The organism is uncultured Chloroflexus sp. (assembly GCF_937951745.1).
In the GTDB taxonomy this organism is placed as follows: domain Bacteria; phylum Chloroflexota; class Chloroflexia; order Chloroflexales; family Chloroflexaceae; genus Chloroflexus.
The window spans coordinates 45272-64516 of the sequence record NZ_CALFBQ010000027.1; the positions used below are offsets into that span (position 1 = coordinate 45272).

The window sequence follows — 19245 nt, forward strand, 5'->3', positions numbered from 1 at the left end:
TTTGAAGCATGCACTCACCTATAGCGACGCGCACCGCGTCACTCAGTGAGTGCAAACTATGTTGCGAACAACGGTCTTTTATCGGCCAACGAGGGGAACGTAGACAGTATGCGAGACGGTGGATGTAATCATCACTGGATCAATCGCTCGACCATTGCCGGCGCGATCAAACAATTGAATACGTAAAGCTGAGGCTTGTTGTGGTGGTGCCTCGAATAACACGTTTAGTCCAAATGGCGTGCTGGTGGCAGCGAGTGTCGCTGCTGACCCTGCTTGCACTTCAGACGCCTCCAACACGTGGTAAACCGGTTCGCCAAGTTCAACACCATCTGAGGTAACAAACTGCCACTCAACCGCCCACGGCAGAGGAGCATGTGCATCGTTAAATTGCCCGGTAATAGTTAATCTTGTGCCATCTTCGACAACTGTCGCTGTGGCACGAATATCTGCCAGTGTTGGCGGCGTTACATCGCGCACAATAGAGACATCGTGTACAACTACATTTGAAACCCGATCGAACAGGGCCATAGAAAGGCTAATCGGTCGTTCCACCGCTGGCAAGGGATATTCCGCTTCATATCGATCCGGAACATCCGCTTCAAAGATATACAAGACTGTCTGATCAATGCTAATACCTCCATCTCGCAGTCCAGCACACTCATTATCGCCAATGATGCTGACGAGTATTGTATCTTGATTGGTATATCCGCTCATTGCTCGCTGCGGCGTGACTAAGTTTATCTGAACATCCACCGAGTTATCCTTGAAAAACCCTCCCTGAAGTGAAATAAGGTTACCCCCTTGATCACGTATCTGGGCATGTAGCTCATATTGCTGACACACAACCCCAGTATCTGGCGGCGCTTGAATGATGATATTGCCATAGCCGGCATACACAAAAACTATCGGCTGCTAGGGGTCTGCATCAGTAGGCGGCTCATTCCAGCGCCAACGCACCTCGTTAAAACCAACCGGTAATTGCGAAAATTCTACGATAACATTTCCATCACTACGAACTTGACGAAATACGTACATAATTATCTCTGACTGCGCCGCCACTGGTTGCACTACCCAAGAGCAGAACCAGATCAGGCCAAGGAAAAGAAACAGCATAGGATGACGACGGTTATGGAAAGACATCGTAAAGCTCCTTATCCTAGCGCGTAAGTACATACCGCGCGACATCACGGCCCAAGGTCATTCCCTGCATGCCATCCATAAACCAATGCACACCACCGATGATTCGTGAGCGGGTAGCATCAGCGGCACGCTCGACGAGCAGGTCTTTGTGGTGTGGGAAGGTGACAATTAGCAGATTGGCCGCCGCCGAGCTAAAAGCGGCATGGCCCGACGGGTACGAAGGGTGGGGTGGGGTGGGCAACACCGGTTGCCATACCGGATCGACTTCAGCCATCCATTGTTCGGGCCGCTGGAAGCCATACAGGTATTTGTTATACCAACACGCGACAGCAGTATCGTGCATCGCGACGCCGAGATGGGCAAGGAGCGACGCCGTCTGCATTTCATCGAGCTTGTTGACTAACGCCATCGTAATCGCCGTCTCAAACCAGAGACCGGCAGGCGTGACGGTACCCACATCGGCGTGCCAATACCATGCCAGTTCGCGATGCTCATCAGTCAGCACTTTCTGCCCTGCTCGAAAGTTAGTGCGTTCGCGCTCCATCTCTTCACTGTCCCACGCTGGCGGTGGCGGTAACACAATGGCATCACCGGCGGGCAGGGCAACCGTCTTGACCGTGCCCCAATGCGGGTCAAGCGGGAGCTTGTTCGTGTTCCACCCACCACTTGCCGGCAAGGCAATCTCATACACCGCATTGCTGCCATCCTGCTGCGCCCACGCGACCACCTCGTGCCCCACCGCTTGCCCAATCTGGAAGCTGCGCGCGAGTTGTTCCGGCGGCACCGGATCGCGCAGCCACAGCCCATGCCAACGTGACACGTAGACATACCCCTCAATAATCTCGTTGTGTTGGGGATGGAGATAGCGCAACACCGGCCACATCGCGCCGGCCAGCAGCGCAGGGTTATCAACCGGCTGCTCCTGTGCGGCTTCACGCCCGACCATTAATGCATCGTTGAGCGCCACCGATACCAGCATCAATTCACGGGCGGCCCGATTGGGCGGCAGCCCATCACGGGCAATTAATTTGAGCGTGGTCTTGAGCCATTCGACGGCAACTGTGTGTGCCGTGTTCGTTGGTGGCGCTGGCGGCAAGTCGGCAAATGGTGCGTTTGCTGCGGCAGCTAATACCGCGCTCGTATCGGTCATTAACCAAAGCCGCGGCTTCAATGGGCTAATTAGCCTGCCACTCGCCACAGGAGCTTGGGTAGGCGCTGGCGTGGGCCGGGATGGTTCGGGGGCGCTGGTCAATGGCGCAGCGCAGGCGGTCAGGACGAAGAGCAAGACGAACAGGTGGACGAATCGCATGCGACACCTCAGCGGTACAAAAATGTGTGCTCATATATGAAACCGCGCGAGATGCCAAAAGGATTCGCAGAAATTTCGAGCAATTGTTGAATGTCTCACTCTGGGGTAAACAAGCAGCAGTTGGCGGCTCAGTGCAGGTGACGCTGCGCGCGCAAGAGATTTGCCATCTGCGCGCTGCTACAACCGCGACATACTGATTGAAAAGACATAACAGCCCCTCTCTCATCAATTGTGGAGAGGAGCTCTTTATCAGGTTATACGCTTTAACAAAGGTTACGAGGCACTTTCCACCAACGGCAACTGGCGCGCTTCGCCGGCGAGCAGTGTTTGGGCTGCGGCTGCCACGAAACCCCGGAAAAGTGGATGTGGCTTACCCGGACGTGACTGGAATTCGGGGTGAAACTGGCTGGCCACATACCACGGATGGTCACGCAGTTCGATAATTTCAACCAGCCGCTTGTCGGGCGAGATGCCGCTAATTACCAGCCCAGCCGCCTCTAAGATGGTGCGGTAGCGGTTATTAAATTCAAAGCGATGGCGGTGACGTTCTTCCACCCGATCACAACCATACGCCACGTGGGCGCGGGTGCCCGGCACCAGATCGCAAGGGTAAAGACCAAGCCGCATCGTGCCGCCCTTTTCGGTAATATCGCGCTGATCAGGCATCAGATCGATCACGGGGTGGGCGGTCTGCGGGTTAAATTCGGTGCTGTTGACATCGTGGGTGCCGAGCACGTGGCGAGCAAAGGCGATCGTTGCGCATTGCATGCCCAAACACAAGCCAAGGTACGGGATACCGTTCACCCGCGCATAGTCGGCGGCGGCAATCTTGCCTTCGATCCCGCGCTCACCAAATCCACCGGGCACAAGAATGCCGTAGACGCCTGACAATAAACTGGCGGGACCTTCACGCTCGACATCTTCAGCGGCAACCCAACGAATTTCAACATCGATCGACTGCTCAAGCCCGGCGTGATGCAAGGCTTCAACCACGCTGATATAGGCATCGTGCAATTCGACATACTTGCCGACCAAGGCAATCGGCAACCGCCGCTTCTCTTGCCGGATGCGCGCTACTAGCGCCCGCCATTCGTCGAGATCGGGAGTCGCCGCCGGTAATCCCAACCGTTCGACCAGATAATCGCCCAAACCCATATCTTCGAGCACCAAAGGCACCTCGTAGATTGAATCGACGGTTGGCACCGGGATCACTGCGCGCACATCAACATCGGCAAAGAAGGCGATCTTCTCGCGAATATCATCGTCAATCGGGCGATCGGCCCGGCAGAGAATAACATCGGCGCTGATACCTACGTTACGCAGCGCCATCACCGAATGCTGGGTCGGCTTGGTCTTCAGCTCGCCAGTGCTGATGTGGGGCAACAACGTCACGTGAATGTAGAGGATATTGTCGCGCCCAACGTCCTTGCGCATCTGGCGGATGGCCTCAAGAAAGGGCAAGCTTTCGATATCGCCAACGGTGCCGCCAATTTCGACAATGACCACATCGGCTTGACTGTTGCGGGCCAAAGCACCGATGCGAGCCTTGATCTCATTAGTAATATGCGGGATCACCTGAATCGTGCCACCCAGATAATCGCCGCGCCGCTCTTTGGCGATGACCGCCGAATAGATTTGGCCAGTGGTAACATTGCTCAATCGGCTCAGATTGACATCGATAAAGCGCTCGTAGTGGCCAAGGTCAAGGTCTGTCTCAGCGCCATCGACCGTCACAAACACCTCACCGTGTTGGTAGGGCGACATCGTACCGGGATCGACGTTGAGGTAGGGGTCAAGCTTCATGACCGAGACGGTGAAGCCACGGCTCTTGAGTAAGCGGCCAATCGAAGCCACACCAATTCCCTTGCCAACTGAAGAGACTACACCGCCAGTCACAAAAATGTACTTTGTCATAGACAAATGCTCCCTGCATAAAGATTTGTGGGTCGGTCAACCTTCGGTTGAACCGACCCACGCTGGCGCTCGCTTGCACTGTGCCGAAGCGGATTGCATGCCACACAATCGCTATTTACCGGATAGTCACACGTCCTATGATGAGCAGCATGTGTCTGCCGCACGTTTACACTTCAATTTTTCAGTATACCACATGTAAGCAGTATGAATGGTCAACTATGAGCCGGGCGCAGGATAACGATCCGGGTCTGCTCCTCATCGGCAGGCAAGGCATTCGCATTAACCACCAGCTTTTCTTCGGGGGTATATTCTTTCATACCCATTTCGCTCACAAACTTTTCGAGCGGCGCCAGCGGCGGGTCGAAATCGATCTGCCCCATCGCGTAATGCATTGGGATTACAAAACGAGGTTCGATCTGGCTGATCACATTACTAGCCATAGCCGGCCCAATCGTCTCGCCGCCGCCTACCGGCACAAACAGCACATCGACGTTCGAGCCAATCTCTTCAAGCTGGCTCGTGGTCAATTCGTGGCCAAGATCGCCGAGATGGCAGAAGACCAAATCATCGAGATGGATGATATACACGGTATTGAAGCCGCGTTCAGCACCTTTCACTGTGTCGTGGAAGGTGCGCACGCCGGTAATCAGTACCCCGCCAATCTCATACTCGCCGGGGCCATCAACCACAAAGACGCGATCGCGCAGGGGGCGCACCGCAGCCACGTGATCGTGGTCAGGATGATGATGGCTAACGGTGACGATCGTCGCGGTTGGCCGGCCTAGGTCGAAACCGATCGAGCGATGGTAGGGATCGCACACGATGGTGCCATCGCGACCGCGCAAGCGAAAACAGGCATGACCGAGATATTGTACTTCTGCCATAGTGAAATCCTTAACATCGTCAGGCGACCGTAACCGAGTATGTACCGTGACGCACTTCTTATTTTCTGTTGGCAAGCTGTTGCCGGCTGCAAAATGATCCGATGCAGCCACATCATATCCAGCAAGCCGGTGTCTGTCCAATAGCACAGATAGCGTTTTGGGAAGGCAATCCGCTGTTGTCACTGCCATTCCCACTGCTCATCCTCGCACCTGCAAGCGAAAGACAGAGAATCGCTGCGCCTCCTGATGACCGAAACAGACGCTAACCCAACCGGATTCGCCAGAAGACGCTATCCCTGTGCAGGGCAGGAATGTGCGCCAAACGCGATCGAGACACGAGACACTGCTGCTGCGGCCCGGCCTCTCCCGAATGCTCCACCTGCGGGTGGGTCGCCCGGCGCATGTGCCTTGTATCAGCGCGTTGCTTGCCACGGGTCCACCTGCAGATGGGTCACCCATACTCCAGCGCTACGCTTGCGGATCGTCTCTCGGTGTTTGTGCCAGACTAAATCACGCCTTGCGAAACAATGTTGGCCCAGTCTACCTTGACGCTATAGCTCATCGGCCATCTTACCAATCTGGCCCATCCTCCCCCAGATGCAATTCACGCCAAAGGCGAGCAAGGATGGGCCGGATCAGATCGGCGGCAAATCCGCGGCGTAGCAGATAACCACCGAAGCGGCGTTGAAAGGCGGCCCAATCGGCAACCTTCGCATAGCGCGGCAGAACAGCACGCGCGACTGCCTCGGCCCGCTCACGCTCGCTCATACCATCATCTTCCGCCGCTAACGCTTCATCGATAATCGCCGGCTCAATCCCCTTGTGGCGCAATTCGGCCCGCAAGGCGCGATTGCCGCGAGGACGCAAGGCGCGCCGGTTAGCGACCCAGCGACTGGCAAAATCAGCGTCATTAAGCAGACCCAATTCGTGCAGCCGGGCAATCGCGCGCGTACACGTCGCCTCGTCAAAACCTTTGCGCTGCAGATAACGCCACATTTCAGCAGTCGAACGCGGTCGCCGCTCAAGCTGCTGCAACGCTTTCTGCAATGCCTGATCAGCCTGCTCGCTGGCAACGAGGCGTTCCCATGCCGTCTCATCAAGCTGCACGCCTACCGCCAAACGCTCGCGCACCAGCGTATTGAGGCTAATGCCCAGCGCAAACTCGCCGTCAATGAAGACATTGACACGCTGCGGGTCATTGCTTTGCTGGCGAATAGCGGTGATGGTACCGGTTGGCATAGCGCAGGTCTAGCTCGTTCGCAACTAGCAGGAGTTGGATATGTTGGCGCAGGCAGCAGTGCATTGCGCTTCCTGCGACACCCAAACCGGGAAAAGGACCCTCTCGGCGGCGCACCGTAACGATTGCACTACGCGCGCAGCCATCACCGCGCCGCGTAAGCAGCGACTGCACGCGGTGACAATGCGCCCGCATAGCAGTGGTGCGCTCGCGTCCATCGCGCCGCGTAAGCAGCGACTGCACCCTGCCCACACCGCCCCAAGAACGATGAACGCCGCTAGCCACACTCTCGCCAACGGCGCTCACCCTGCCTACAACGCGAACGCTACTCTTCAAAAATACCGTCATCGTCGCCGACATCGGCGCTCGGCGCAATCACTGACGGATTGGTCAACGCTTGCGCTTTTATCAAGCGTTCGATCTCATCGGTCAGGGCCGGATTATTCTTGAGAAACTCGCGCACATTTTCGCGCCCTTGGCCGAGCCGATCTTCACCGAGATAGAACCACGCACCGCTCTTGCGGATGATGCCCAACTCAGTGCCGATGTCAATGATATTGCCTTCGCGCGAGATGCCTTCGTTGGCCAGAATATCGAATTCGGCCTGCCGGAAGGGCGGCGCGACTTTGTTCTTGATCACCTTTACCCGCACCCGCGAACCGATCGCCTCTTGCCCTTGCTTGAGCGTCTCGATCCGCCGAATGTCAAGCCGCACCGAGGCATAGAACTTGAGCGCCTGCCCGCCAGTGGTCGTTTCCGGCGAGCCGAACATCACGCCAATCTTCATCCGCAACTGGTTGATAAAGATGACAACCGTGCGACTCTTGCTGATCGCGCCCGACAATTTGCGCAACGCTTGGCTCATTAGGCGAGCTTGCATACCGGGCATCGAATCGCCCATATCGCCTTCAATTTCGGCCCGCGGCACCAAGGCGGCGACCGAGTCGATCACAATCACGTCGATCGCGTTCGAGCGCACCAGCATTTCGCAGATCTCAAGCGCCTGCTCGCCGGTGTCGGGCTGTGATACCAGCAGGTCATTGGTATTGACGCCACACCGCGCTGCGTAGACGGGGTCAAAAGCGTGTTCGGCGTCGATAAAGGCGCAGACGCCACCCATCTTCTGCGCTTCGGCGATAATGTGTTGGGCCAGCGTAGTTTTGCCGCTGCTCTCAGGGCCAAAAATCTCGATCACGCGCCCGCGCGGTACGCCGCCGATGCCCAGCGCAATGTCGAGGGCAATCGAACCGGTGGGAATGGCTTCGATGGCCAGCCGGTTCCCAACCTCTCCCATCTTCATGATGGAGCCTTTGCCAAACTTTCGATCGATCTGCGACATTGCCGCCGCGAGCGCTTTTTCTTTCTCCGGGGTGATTGCCATCGCGGGCGCTCCTCCATTATTCGTACCCACTCGTATGCTCCTCTTGCTACTCTACTCGATGGGGAGGGCGCTGTCAACGCCGTTGCCTGCCCCGTACATATGTGCTATAATAGCACAAGTGTACGACTATGACAAGAGGGGCGCGATTTTTTCCTCCCTATTAGTATACCGCTGCAAACAGCAAAACGATGCGGAGATGGCGGGCCATTCGTCACAATCGTTCAGCTATCGGCCATCCGCTGAACGAACTGACGGTGCGACAAGGTGAGAGGGGGTGGCAAGCCGCATACCTTCACAAGCATGCTTGCACACCATCAGGTGGGTTATCGAGCAATCCTCGCAAGCATACGGAGCAGGCCGGGCTTGGTGCGCAAGCCGCCTCACCGCGCTCATACCGCCAAAAAGCTTTTTGCAGTATTGGTAACGAAACGCTTTTCGCAGTTTTTTGCGGCAATGATTCAATGGCCTTTTTTGATGAATCTGCCCCGCAAACATGGTATAGTGCAGATAGTTGTACCAGCATCGTCAGAGGTGAGACAATGGTCAAACGCATTCCGCCCGGCCCCGGCCAAGAATCGGTCTGGGACTATCCACGCCCGCCGCGGCTCGAACCGACCTCGCGCCGGATCCGGGTGATCTTTGCCGGGATCACGCTGGTCGATAGCCGGCGCGCAATCCGGGTGCTCGAAACCAGCCATCCGCCGGTCTATTATGTTCCGCCCGCCGATGTGCAGATGGCCTTCCTCCGCCCCAATCTGGCTCGATCATTCTGCGAATTCAAGGGCATCGCCACCTATTACGATGTGGTGGTTGGCGAGCGCAGCGCTGTACAAGCGGCGTGGTCGTACCTTGACCCCACGCCTGATTTCGCGTCCATCCGCGGGTATCTCGCCTTCTACGCCGCTCCGATGGATGCCTGCTATGTTGATGATGAACAGGTGACGCCCCAACCGGGCGGATTTTACGGCGGATGGATTACGAGCGATATTGTCGGGCCGTTCAAGGGCGGTTCCGGCACGTGGGGATGGTAGAGCTGCTCTCGCCCCGACACGGGAGGAGCTGAGCGTAACTGGTGGCTATAGCCGAGAATGCCTGATGCGATAGTTGGGCTGCCGCACTCCATTCAGGCACTGTCGCTGCGCTTATGCGACAGGGCTGCGCTTGCCCCGATGGAGGCCGAGCGGTGCGCCACCGGCGGTCTTGGCCGGGGATGGATGATACGCAGTTGGACCGCCGCACGTCATACGAGCATAGCGCAAAGGCTATGTATGCACTATAACGACCTTAGCTCGCCGGTCACACGAGTGCAACCGCCGGTATTTTGCGCGATGCATTGCATGCACGCTGGCAATGACACAGATAGGCCTGTACCCCTTTCATAGGAGGTGGCACTAGCCGAGAACCACGTTTTGAAGAGAAAGGACGAACCGATGAATCAATCAGACGAGCGGCTGCACGTGTTGCAGATAGCCCGATCTGAGGTATTGGCCGGGCGGATGAGCCGCCGCGCATTTCTACGCCTTGGGTTGGCGCTCGGCTTATCAGCCGGTGCAACGGCGCTAGCAGCCTGCGGCGGAACTGCGCCAGCGTCTGCCCCCACCGCCGCACCAGCTCCTGCCGGCAGCGGCCCCAGCGGGAGGCTGCGCGTGGCGAGCGAAATTCCGGTGCAGCTTGACCCGGCGTTCGCTTCGTCAGACGCTGAAATCCTCATTCTGAACCACGTGTACGACTATCTGGTTGATATCGACGCCGGCAATAACGTCATTCCCCGCCTTGCCCGCGAATGGACGATCAGCGACGATGGTTTACGCTACCGATTGACTCTCGCCAGTGGCGTCACTTTTCACGATGGTAGTCCGCTCACTGCTGCCGATGTGGTATGGACATTCAATCGCCTGCGCGATGCGTCGCTGCAATTGCCAACTGCCGACCTCTACGCCAACATTGCCGATATTGCCGCCGACGGCGAGAATGCTGTTGTCTTTACGCTATCCGCTCCTAATCCGTTCTTCCTCTACGATCTATCCGATAATCACGCATTGATCCTCCGAGCCGGCACGGCGAATCCGGCCACGACCTTTAACGGCACTGGCCCCTTTAAGGTAGTGGAGTATCGCACCGAGAACCGGATCGATCTAGCGGCCAATCCGGCTTATTTCCAAACCGGCAAGCCGGCGGTCGCCGACCTTGAGATCATCTTTTTCGCCGATCAAGCAGCGGCGGTTGATGCACTGCGCGGCGGGCAGGTCGATCTGGTGTTGCGTATGCCAACGCCGCTGTTCCAAACCCTGCAACAGACAGCGGGGATCGTAGCGGTGCAGACGCCGACCAACGGCTTTGATCTGGTGCGGTTGCGCGCCGACCGGGAGCCGGGCAACAAGCCCGAGGTGATCCGCGCCCTGAAACTGGCTACTGACCGCCAAGCGATCTTCCGCCAAGTGAAAGCCGGCTTGGGCGCAGTGGGCCGCGACAGCCCGATTGGGCCACTCTTCAGCACCTACTACTCTGAAGAAACGCCGCTCCCGGCACGCGATCCGGCGGCAGCGCGTGCGTTGCTCGCGAGCGCAGGCTATCCTGACGGGTTGAAACTCGATCTGCACGTGCCCGATTCGGGTGATCGCCCCGATTTGGCGGTGGTGTTGAAGGAGCAGTGGGCTGAAGCCGGGATCGACATTAATGTGATCGTCGAGCCAGAAAGCGTCTACTACGGCGATAACGGCTGGCTAGAGGTCGATCTAGGCATTACCGGCTGGGGTTCGCGTCCGGTGCCGCAGTTTTACCTCGACGTGATGCTGGTGAGCGGTGCAGTGTGGAATGAAAGCCATTTTAGCGACGCCGAATTTGACGCGCTGGCCGCCACTGCCCGCACGACGCTTGACGAAGCCGAGCGTGCGCACGCCTACCGTGAGATTCAGCGCATTTTGATCGAGCGCGGCCCAATCATCATTCCCTACTTCTTTGCCCAGCTCAGCGCCCACCGTGAAGGATTGCGCGGATATGTGGCAAAGGCGTTTCCGGGCCGCACCGATCTGGCGGCAATTGCAGTGTAAGATGGGCAAGAGCGAGCATCCTTTGGTGTTGAGAGTCGTGCGAGAACCATGAATGTTCAGCGACTAGGCCGCGCTTTTTTCGCCGATCCGGCGACTGCGGCTGGGACGATCATTGTCACCGTTTTTCTGGTGCTAGCCCTGTTTGGGCCATTGATTGCGCCGCATAGCCCGACCGCGCAAAATGCCGATCTCATCCGCCAACCGCCGTCGCTGAGCCACCCCTTCGGAACCGACCGGCTGGGCCGCGATCTGTTCAGCCGGATCGTGTACGGCGCGCGCGATATTCTGGCGCTGGCCGGCGGCGGCACTGTTTTGGCGGTGATCATAGGCGCGTTCATTGGGATCAGTGTCACTTATCTGGGAGGCTGGCTAGAGGAGACGGTCTTTCGCCTGTTTGACGGCTTGCTCGCCCTACCAGCCCTCTTGCTCGCCCTGATCTTGCTTGGCGCAACCGGCCCTTCACGCGCAAACGTGCTGCTGGTGATGATATTGGTGTATACCCCAATCGTGGCCCGCGTGGTACGGAGCGTGGTCTTGGCGCTGAAATCACGTGGCTTTATCGAAGCGGCGCGCATGCGCAATGAACGGCTGGGCTACATTCTCTGGCGCGAATTGTTGCCGCTAGTGGCGCCAACGCTGGCGGTTGAAGCGGCGTTGCGCTTTTCTTACGCGATCTTTCTGGTTGCCTCGCTCGGTTTTCTTGGCGTCGGCGTGCAGCCACCCAGCCCTGACTGGGGCCTGATGGTGCTGGAAGCGCGCAATGAATTCGCCCTTGCGCCGTGGTCATTATACGTCCCGGCAGCCGCGATCGCGTTGCTGGTAATTGGGGTTAATCTGATGGCTGAAGGGGTGCGTCGGGCGATCAGCGACTCATGAGCGACGAACATCGGTGCTGAGCCGGCACGTAGATCTGCACCCTTGCGGCCTGCATTGGGCAAGAGCAGTCATGACAACTTCCGTCCTCTCGGTCGAGAACCTTTCGGTTGAATACTACACTGGCCGGCAACGGCTGCCGGTATTACGCGAGATCAGCCTGAGCGTCGCCGCCGGCGAGACATTGGGCATCGTCGGCGAGAGCGGCAGCGGCAAGAGCACCCTTGGCTTGGCCATCCTGCGCGCGTTGCCGGCGAATGGCCGGATCAGCGTCGGGCGCGTGCTGCTCGATGGCATCGATCTAGCCCAAACGCAAGGGGCAACCCTGCGCACGCTCTGGAAGCGCGCCCTGCGACTGGTGCCACAAAATCCACTGGCGGCGCTCAACCCCACCCTGCGTATCGGCGAGCAACTGATCGAAGCGATGAGCGGCAAACATCCTGTCGCTGAAGCACAAGCCGCCGCTCTGTTGGCGCGGGTGCAAATCGCTGATCCGGTGCGAGTGATGCGCAGCTACCCCCACGAACTCAGCGGCGGGATGCAGCAGCGCGTCATGATCGCGATGGCGTTGCACGGAGCGCCTCGCTTGCTCGTGCTCGACGAACCGACCACAAGTCTCGATGTGACAACCGAAGCTGCTGTGATTGATTTGCTGGCCGATCTGATTGCCGAACGGCAGCCGGCGTCGCTCTTCATTTCACATAACCTCGGCCTTGTCGCACGCATCGCCACGCGCACCGCCGTGCTCTACGCTGGCGAACTGGTCGAAATTGCACCCACTGCCACCCTGTTCCAACAGCCGCGCCATCCCTACACTCAAGGATTGTTGCGCAGCCTGCCGCACCCCGGTCTACGCTACGACTACCATCCCTTGCAATCGATCGAGGGGGCTATTCCGGTCCCCGGTGCGCTACCGGACGGCTGCGTCTTTGCGCCCCGTTGCCCGTTGGCCAATGATCGTTGCCGGCACGAGCGACCACCGTTGCTGGCGATTGCGCCCGATCACGCCACCCGTTGCCATTACTGGTCTCACCTCACCTTCGACCTCGCGCTGCCAGCTCCGGTAACTGCCACCGCACTGCCAGACAGAGCGCCGTTGTTGACCACGCATCGTCTCACCAAAACGATTGCGCAACGCCGATCGCTGGTTGATGCCGCGCGCGGCAAGGCTGCGCCGGCGGTACAGGCGTTGGCAGCAGTCGATCTGACCGTGCATCGCAACCGCACGCTAGGAGTCGTCGGTGAGAGCGGTAGCGGCAAAACCACGCTGGCCCGCTGCATTATTGGCTTAACCCCGCCGTCGGGGGGCACAATCGAATTACTTGGCATACCGCTAGCGCCGCACATTCAACAGCGACCGCGCGAACAGGTGCGGCGCTTGCAAATGGTGCTGCAAAATCCGCAAGAGGCGCTCAACCCGGCCCTACCAATTGGCGAGGCGCTCATCAGGCCAATGATCCGGCTAGGAGGTCTCGATGGCAAAACGGCGGCGAAGCAGGTGTCTGATCTCTTGCGGCTCGTGAACTTGCCGCCCGACTATGCCAACCGCCGCCCGCATCAACTGAGCGGCGGTGAGAAGCAACGGGTGGCAATTGCCCGCGCACTGGCAGCCACGCCCGATCTGCTTGTGCTCGACGAAGCGGTCTCGGCGCTTGATGTCTCGGTGCAGGCGGCGGTATTGAACATACTGGCCGACATCAAAGAACGCACCGGCATCACCTATTTGTTCATCACGCACGATTTAGCAGTGGTGAGCTACTTGGCCGACGATGTCGTGGTGATGTATCGCGGCGAGATCGTCGAGGAAGGCCCAGTGGCATCAGTGCTCAACCCGCCGCTGCATCCGTACACCGAAGCCTTGCTAGCGGCAACCAACCCGCACGGCGTGCGCCTCCGCGAAGCCGAGGCGATGGCGCCGGCCACCGGGTGCCCCTTCCAGCCCCGCTGCCCGCGCGCGCTCGACGATATTTGCCGCACTGAGAAACCACCGTGGCGCGAGGCCGGCAATGGCCATCGCCTGCGCTGCCATATCCCGTTAGAGGAACTGCGCGCTATGCAGATGAGCGGTTGATGGTAGAGGAAATGGCCACAAGCAAAAGGCACAAACCGATCTGATTAGCTCTGCCTGTCGTTGCCCTCACCCCCCGGCCCCTGCTCTACCGCGCGGCGAGAGTGGCGAGCCGCGTGCGACTTCGTATTGTCGTCTCCGCCCCCCCAGTGGGGGAGAGGGAGGGGGTAGAGGCTGCCTGATGCTTACCGCCGAGGACGCAGCAGATGATGCCAAATCCCGCTGCGTGCTCTGCGGCCCTTGCACCTTTGCGTTAAAAATCTCTGCGCCTTTGCTCCCTTTGCGCCTTGGTATTCCCCTCTTCCACCCAGTCGTATAATGAGCGTAGCAGTGCTCTTTTGACAGATAAAGGACAGGGCGATGCAAGACTTTTTTGAATTCAGCCTTGGCGCGCGCGTGCTCTATCAGATCGGGCTGGCCTCTGAATTAGGGCAGGTGATCAGCAATGCGTTGCCGCAGCGCCGCGCGTTCATTGTGGCCGACAAGGGGGTGGTGCAAGCCGGTTTGCTCGAGCCGATCAAGGCTGGCATTGACCCCGTTGAGATTGTCGGCGTGTTTGATGATGTGCCGGCCAATTCATCGGTGGCGAAAGTAGCTGAAGCCGCCGCGCAGGCTCGCGCCGCCGGCGCCGATCTGCTTATTGCTGTTGGCGGCGGCAGCCCGATCGATACCGCAAAAGGCGTTCGCATCGTGCTCACACTGGGAGGATCGATCCCGGATTACGAAGGCTACAACGTGATCGAGACGCCGCTATCGCCGCTGGTAGCTATTCCAACCACTGCCGGCACCGGTAGCGAAGTGACTCCGATCGCAGTGATTCTGGACGAAGCGGAGCACCGCAAAATCAGCATTGTCAGCCGCTATGTCACCCCCGATCTCGCCATTCTCGATCCGATGATGACCCGTACCTTGCCGCCGCGCCTCACTGCGGCTACCGGTATGGATGCGCTGTCGCACGCGATTGAGACATACGTCTCGACTGAAAACAACCCCTTCAGCGATAGTCTGGCGCTGGCGGCGATCGACATGATCGCCACGCACTTGCGCGACGCAGTGCATGACGGTGACAACATCGAAGCGCGCAGCCAATTGCTGATTGCCGCAGCTATGGCCGGCATCGCCTGCGGCAACAGCTTGTTTGGCGTTGTCCATGCTCTTTCGCATGCGGTGGGTGGCAAATTCCCGGTGCATCACGGCACCGCCAACGCCATTTTCCTACCGCCAGCGATGCGTTTCAACAGCGAAGTAGCGCCTGAGCGCTATGTGCGGATTGCACGCGCGATGGGGGTGAATGTGGGAGGGCGCAATAATGCCGAGGTGATTGCCGACGGCATTGCCGCCGTGCGTACCCTGACCGCTGACTGCGGCTTGCCAACTCGGCTGCGCGATGTTGGCGTGCCGCGCGAGGCTTTGCCCGAATTGGCTGAGCTGGCCGCCGTCGAGCCGGCAATCTTCAACAATCCACGCCCAGCTACGCCGGAAGAGTTGTTGGCGATGCTGGAAGAGGTGTGGTGAGCGTATGAGGGATGAAGAGCGGCAGTAAAGCTGCCGCTCTCGTCGTGCTGCCGTTGTCGGCGAGCAATTGCCCCGCTTGCGTATGTATCCTTCACGAGGTAGGGAAATGGGAGACGGCTTCACGCGGATAGCGCGGGGCATCACCTCATTTAGAAGCAGGCGATAGAAATCGGCCCTCGCTGCTTACACCACCGGTTCGGTGTCGGGCGCAGCCACCATCCGCCCGCGCTCGGCCCAGCGCATTAAGCCCAACGCGCCGAGCGCCAGCGCGGCAAAGCCGATGGCTAACGGCGTCACAGTGCCGTTGTAAGCCTGCCCGATGATCGCGCCAAGCGGGATAGCGACAAAGGTTGAGAGGGAGCCAACGACTGCCGCACCGACACCAGCAATATGACCGAGTGGTTCCATCGCCATCGCGTTCATATTGCCAAAGAGGATGCCAAGGCAGAAGAAGCACGGAACGAAGTAGGCCAGCAAGAGCCACAACGGAGGTTGGCCGCCGGTCGCCAGCGCCACCCCCGCAAAGACCAGCGTCACGCTCACAAAGACCAGCAACGCGATGGTTAGCAACGGTCGCATGCCGTAACGCAGGACGAGCCGGCCATTGGTGAATGAAGCTAACCCGATGGCGAGCGCATTGATGGCGAAAAACAACGGAAAGAGCGGGCCTAGCCCATACTGAATCTGAAAGATCTGTTGCGCCGAGCTGAGATAGCTCTGCAAGACGGCGGCTACCACCCCAGCCATAAGCGTATAACCGAGCGCAATGCGGTGGCTGAGCACTTCGCGGAAGACATGACTAATCCGACCGAGCGACAATGGCGCGCGCCGTTCAACAGGCAGCGTTTCGGGTTGGCGCAACCCGAACCAAACCAGCGCCACTACCCCCAACAGGAACAGAATGACAAAGATGGCTCGCCACGCGGCTACTAGCAAGATCACCTGCCCCAGCGCCGGTGCAACGATCGGCACAATGATGAACACGGCCATAATAAACGACATCACCCGCGCCATCGCCCGCCCGGCAAACCGATCACGGATCAACGCCATCGAAACGCCGCGCGGCCCGGCCACCCCCAACCCTTGCAACAATCGTCCGGCCAACATCATTGGAACGTTGACAGCCACAATGGCAAGCAGCGACCCGGCAAAAAAGAGGGCAAAACCGAGGTAAATGGCCGGCTTGCGCCCGATGCTATCCGAGAGCGGCCCGTAGAGCAGTTGGCCGATCGCCAAGCCCACAAAGACCATCGTCACTACCAACTGATTGTCATTGTCGCGCTGGACGCCTAGATCGGCGCCGATCTGGGCCAACGCCGGCAGCATCACATCAATCGACATCGCCACCAGCGAGGTCATTAGCGCCATCATTGCCACAAATTCGCCCATGCGCGGGCCGGATTGGCTAGATTCGGTTGCCATAGACACCTGTGCAGTGTAAAGAGGTACGGCAGTGATGCGAGGCTGTGGAATACTCCTTCATTATCGCTGCTTTCATGATTTCTGACAAGTCCATTATTAGATGCGTATAGAAATAGGGCGGAATGAATGCCGCCCTTCATGCAGTGCGCGCGGCACCTCGTAGGGCGGCATTTGTTCCGCTCCATCAACCACCTCGCATGCCCCGCCCCTACGACGGCTAGGCGTGTTCCCCCTCACCCTTCCCCTCTCCCCCGCGGAGCGAGGGGGGAAGGGGGGACTCGCCATGCGTTCATCTTCCGGGCCATAGCCGAGCCGCACGGTCGTGCGGCTCTACGGTTATGCGATACGTTCTATTCTCGCGCCCAGCGGCTAACCTTGCTCGGCAAGGTTGTTCAGCAACTCAGTCAACACTAGCCGGGTATGGCGCAGTGGAGTCGGATCGGTGCGCAACCGGCGCAGATCGGCGATGGTGTCAATGTCGTACCACGGATCGATGAGTGCCGTGCGCAGGCCTAGTTGCTCGGCGATGGCGAGGGTATCACGCAACACGGTAGGGGTGCTCATAGGTACGCCGGTGAACAAGGCCGGGGCGGGCCGGCGTAACCCTACCAAATAGTAACCGCCATCTTCCGCCGGCCCTAATACCAGATCAGCGCCGCTAGCCAGCGCCGTGACGGCCTGCGCGATATGGGCTGGCGGCAAGCTGGGACTGTCGCTGCCGATCACCAAAACTGCCGGCACACCTTCACCCAACACAGCATTGGTCACGGCGGCCAGCCGCTCGCCAAGATCAACGCCGGTTTGCGGACGGCGAGCGATATCAGGGGCCAGTGCCGCAAAATAATCAGCGGCCTCAGCCGGCGCATAAGCAATCAGCGGCTGCATACCGGGTACGGTGCGCAATAACTCGACCAGATCGCGTAGGAACGCGGCATAGAGCGCCGCTGCCTGCGCCGGGGTTAATGGCGGGCAAAGGCGCGTCTTGACCCGGCCCGCTTCAGGGCGGCGAGCCATCATCACGAGGACGGGAGGCGCGCTCACGGCGCGCTGATCGTCCCTGTTCAGGTGGAACCGGCGGCGGCGGTGCATGCGTAACAATGAGCAGCAGTGCGAATTTCGCGGTTAGCAATATCGGACAGCGTCACATCCAAAATCGTTTGCGGCAACGCTATATCAAGCATCTGGTTAAAGTCACAGTCATAAAGTCGGCCATCCCATCCGACTGAGAGCGTCGTGCGGCACATCAAGCCAGCCACCGTCGCCGGATTGAACGACTGCACCAGCAACTGGATATAGTCGTCGAGTTGGCCGCTCTCGTGCAGGTAGGCCAGATAGCGGCTAATCGGCACATTGGTGAGCGTGTAGAGGCGGTTAAAAACAATGCCGTAGCGCTCGGCTAATTCAGAACGCCAGCGCACTTCAAGAGTCGCTTGGGGTTCGGGAAGATGGGGCCCGGTCGGATTAGCAATCAGGTTGAGCAGCAACCCACTACCGGCTTGGCCATAGCCCAACGCATTCAATTCGCGCAGAGTGGCGATTGACAGAGCAAAGACGCCATCGCCGCGTTGGCCATCGGTGCCGGCGGGATCGGGGGCCGGCAATGAGGCGATGATCTCAACCTGCTGTTCGGCGAAAAAGCGGGGCAAGTAGCGATAGTTAGGCAATTGGGCAATTGTCAAATTGCAGCGATCGATCACGTGACACCCTAGCGCGCGCGCTCGCCGGACAATCTCGGCAAACGCGGGATGCAGCTCCGGCGCGCCGCCGGTAATATCGAGCACCGGAATCTGCCAGCGCGCGAGCAGATCAAGACAAGCGGCGACCACATCCGGCGGCATTATCTCGGTGCGATCGGGGCCGGCATCGACGTGGCAATGGCGGCAGGTTTGGTTACAGCGCCGCCCGACATTGATCTGCAACACTTCAACCCGCGATCCGGCGCGCAACGGCCCTACCCTATGCGCGGCCAACGTTTCCGCGAACGGCGGTGCCGGCACTGCGGCCAGCATCTGCTGCTGGGCCAGCGGATCGGCCAACGGGTGACTTTGCCGGCGTAAGGTTGGAATGAGGCGGATAGCTGCCATACTCGTTTTCCTTCGGATATTGGTAGTATAGCACGTTGGATGATTGGTTTGGCAACAAGTAGCTATGGGTTTGCAATAGTATGAGGTTGACTGGCGCAAAACCGGTAGCACTATGAGGAGATTGAAGAGATTGCAATAGTATGGGGTCTAACACTGGCGGGTGTGGCCCATAGCAATCTCAGGGGATAGCTGAGGAGGTTGGTTTCGCCCTCGCGGGGGATTGTTTCGCCGCCTGCGGCGGCTCGCAATGACACGAGGAGAGCGACGGCGTGCAAGGATAGACTGTAAGAGGCGGTTACCTCCGACCGATGACGGTAATCCTTGCGAGCAACGGTATTGCGCAATCCACACTCAGTAATGAAGCGGCA

The 19245-nt window shown here is 58.9% G+C and carries 14 protein-coding genes; 5 read left to right on the top strand and 9 right to left on the bottom strand.

Annotated elements, in window-relative coordinates; translation table 11 throughout:
- Positions 1-78: 78 nt before the first annotated feature.
- The 6 genes from Q1A59_RS07350 to recA all read right to left on the bottom strand — a co-directional run bounded on the left by Q1A59_RS07350 (position 79) and on the right by recA (position 7865).
- The gene (locus Q1A59_RS07350; protein WP_299644636.1) at positions 79-897 is read right to left on the bottom strand and encodes a hypothetical protein; all 819 of its coding nucleotides are present in this window, start codon (positions 895-897) and stop codon (positions 79-81) included.
- 259 nt (positions 898-1156) lie between these two features.
- Positions 1157-2449, bottom strand: a complete 1293-nt coding sequence (locus Q1A59_RS07355; protein ID WP_298402908.1) for a vanadium-dependent haloperoxidase — start codon at positions 2447-2449, stop codon at positions 1157-1159.
- A gap of 273 nt (positions 2450-2722) precedes the next feature.
- Positions 2723-4363 (bottom strand): CTP synthase, encoded by a 1641-nt coding sequence (locus Q1A59_RS07360; protein WP_298402907.1) that lies wholly within the window; start codon positions 4361-4363, stop codon positions 2723-2725.
- A gap of 212 nt (positions 4364-4575) precedes the next feature.
- Positions 4576-5247 (bottom strand): MBL fold metallo-hydrolase, encoded by a 672-nt coding sequence (locus Q1A59_RS07365; RefSeq protein ID WP_298402906.1) that lies wholly within the window; start codon positions 5245-5247, stop codon positions 4576-4578.
- 570 nt (positions 5248-5817) lie between these two features.
- Positions 5818-6486 carry a regulatory protein RecX gene (locus Q1A59_RS07370; RefSeq protein WP_298402905.1) on the bottom strand — a complete coding sequence of 223 codons (669 nt, stop codon included), beginning with the start codon at positions 6484-6486 and terminating at the stop codon, positions 5818-5820.
- Positions 6487-6809: 323 nt separating this feature from the next.
- Entirely contained in the window at positions 6810-7865 is a 1056-nt protein-coding gene (gene recA / locus Q1A59_RS07375; RefSeq protein ID WP_298402904.1) for a recombinase RecA, read from the bottom strand.
- Between the two features lie 539 nt (positions 7866-8404).
- Here recA and Q1A59_RS07380 point away from each other — a divergent pair.
- From Q1A59_RS07380 to Q1A59_RS07400, 5 genes are all read left to right on the top strand, one after another.
- A complete protein-coding gene (locus tag Q1A59_RS07380; RefSeq protein ID WP_298402903.1) occupies positions 8405-8896 on the top strand; it encodes a DUF427 domain-containing protein in 492 nt (163 codons plus the stop codon).
- A gap of 399 nt (positions 8897-9295) precedes the next feature.
- On the top strand, positions 9296-10915 hold the full coding sequence (locus tag Q1A59_RS07385) for an ABC transporter substrate-binding protein (protein ID WP_298402902.1): 1620 nt from the start codon (positions 9296-9298) through the stop codon (positions 10913-10915).
- Positions 10916-10963: 48 nt separating this feature from the next.
- Positions 10964-11791 carry an ABC transporter permease gene (locus Q1A59_RS07390; protein ID WP_298402901.1) on the top strand — a complete coding sequence of 276 codons (828 nt, stop codon included), beginning with the start codon at positions 10964-10966 and terminating at the stop codon, positions 11789-11791.
- A 70-nt stretch (positions 11792-11861) separates the two neighbouring features.
- A complete protein-coding gene (locus Q1A59_RS07395; protein ID WP_298402899.1) occupies positions 11862-13859 on the top strand; it encodes an ABC transporter ATP-binding protein in 1998 nt (665 codons plus the stop codon).
- Positions 13860-14216: 357 nt separating this feature from the next.
- Positions 14217-15371 carry an iron-containing alcohol dehydrogenase gene (locus Q1A59_RS07400; RefSeq protein ID WP_298402897.1) on the top strand — a complete coding sequence of 385 codons (1155 nt, stop codon included), beginning with the start codon at positions 14217-14219 and terminating at the stop codon, positions 15369-15371.
- Positions 15372-15554: 183 nt separating this feature from the next.
- Here the strand turns inward: Q1A59_RS07400 and Q1A59_RS07405 are convergent, their stop codons facing one another.
- The 3 genes from Q1A59_RS07405 to arsS form a co-directional block, all read right to left on the bottom strand.
- A complete protein-coding gene (locus tag Q1A59_RS07405) occupies positions 15555-16844 on the bottom strand; it encodes a multidrug effflux MFS transporter (RefSeq protein ID WP_299644677.1) in 1290 nt (429 codons plus the stop codon).
- Positions 16845-17162: 318 nt separating this feature from the next.
- Positions 17163-17834, bottom strand: a complete 672-nt coding sequence (locus Q1A59_RS07410) for a TIGR04282 family arsenosugar biosynthesis glycosyltransferase (protein WP_298402895.1) — start codon at positions 17832-17834, stop codon at positions 17163-17165.
- Positions 17835-17854: 20 nt separating this feature from the next.
- Positions 17855-18877, bottom strand: a complete 1023-nt coding sequence (gene arsS / locus Q1A59_RS07415) for an arsenosugar biosynthesis radical SAM (seleno)protein ArsS (protein WP_298490146.1) — start codon at positions 18875-18877, stop codon at positions 17855-17857.
- Positions 18878-19245 lie beyond the last annotated feature (368 nt).

Bases quoted from the DNA above. Each gene is read 5' to 3' on its own strand.
- Q1A59_RS07360 (WP_298402907.1), bottom strand. From the start codon at position 4,363: ATGACAAAGTACATTTTTGTGACTGGCGGTGTAGTCTCTTCAGTTGGC.
- Q1A59_RS07355 (WP_298402908.1), bottom strand. From the start codon at position 2,449: ATGCGATTCGTCCACCTGTTCGTCTTGCTCTTCGTCCTGACCGCCTGC.
- Q1A59_RS07385 (WP_298402902.1), top strand. From the start codon at position 9,296: ATGAATCAATCAGACGAGCGGCTGCACGTGTTGCAGATAGCCCGATCT.
- Q1A59_RS07390 (WP_298402901.1), top strand. From the start codon at position 10,964: ATGAATGTTCAGCGACTAGGCCGCGCTTTTTTCGCCGATCCGGCGACT.
- Q1A59_RS07370 (WP_298402905.1), bottom strand. From the start codon at position 6,486: ATGCCAACCGGTACCATCACCGCTATTCGCCAGCAAAGCAATGACCCG.
- Q1A59_RS07380 (WP_298402903.1), top strand. From the start codon at position 8,405: ATGGTCAAACGCATTCCGCCCGGCCCCGGCCAAGAATCGGTCTGGGAC.
- arsS (WP_298490146.1), bottom strand. From the start codon at position 18,877: ATGGCAGCTATCCGCCTCATTCCAACCTTACGCCGGCAAAGTCACCCG.
- Q1A59_RS07365 (WP_298402906.1), bottom strand. From the start codon at position 5,247: ATGGCAGAAGTACAATATCTCGGTCATGCCTGTTTTCGCTTGCGCGGT.
- recA (WP_298402904.1), bottom strand. From the start codon at position 7,865: ATGGCAATCACCCCGGAGAAAGAAAAAGCGCTCGCGGCGGCAATGTCG.
- Q1A59_RS07400 (WP_298402897.1), top strand. From the start codon at position 14,217: ATGCAAGACTTTTTTGAATTCAGCCTTGGCGCGCGCGTGCTCTATCAG.
- Q1A59_RS07395 (WP_298402899.1), top strand. From the start codon at position 11,862: ATGACAACTTCCGTCCTCTCGGTCGAGAACCTTTCGGTTGAATACTAC.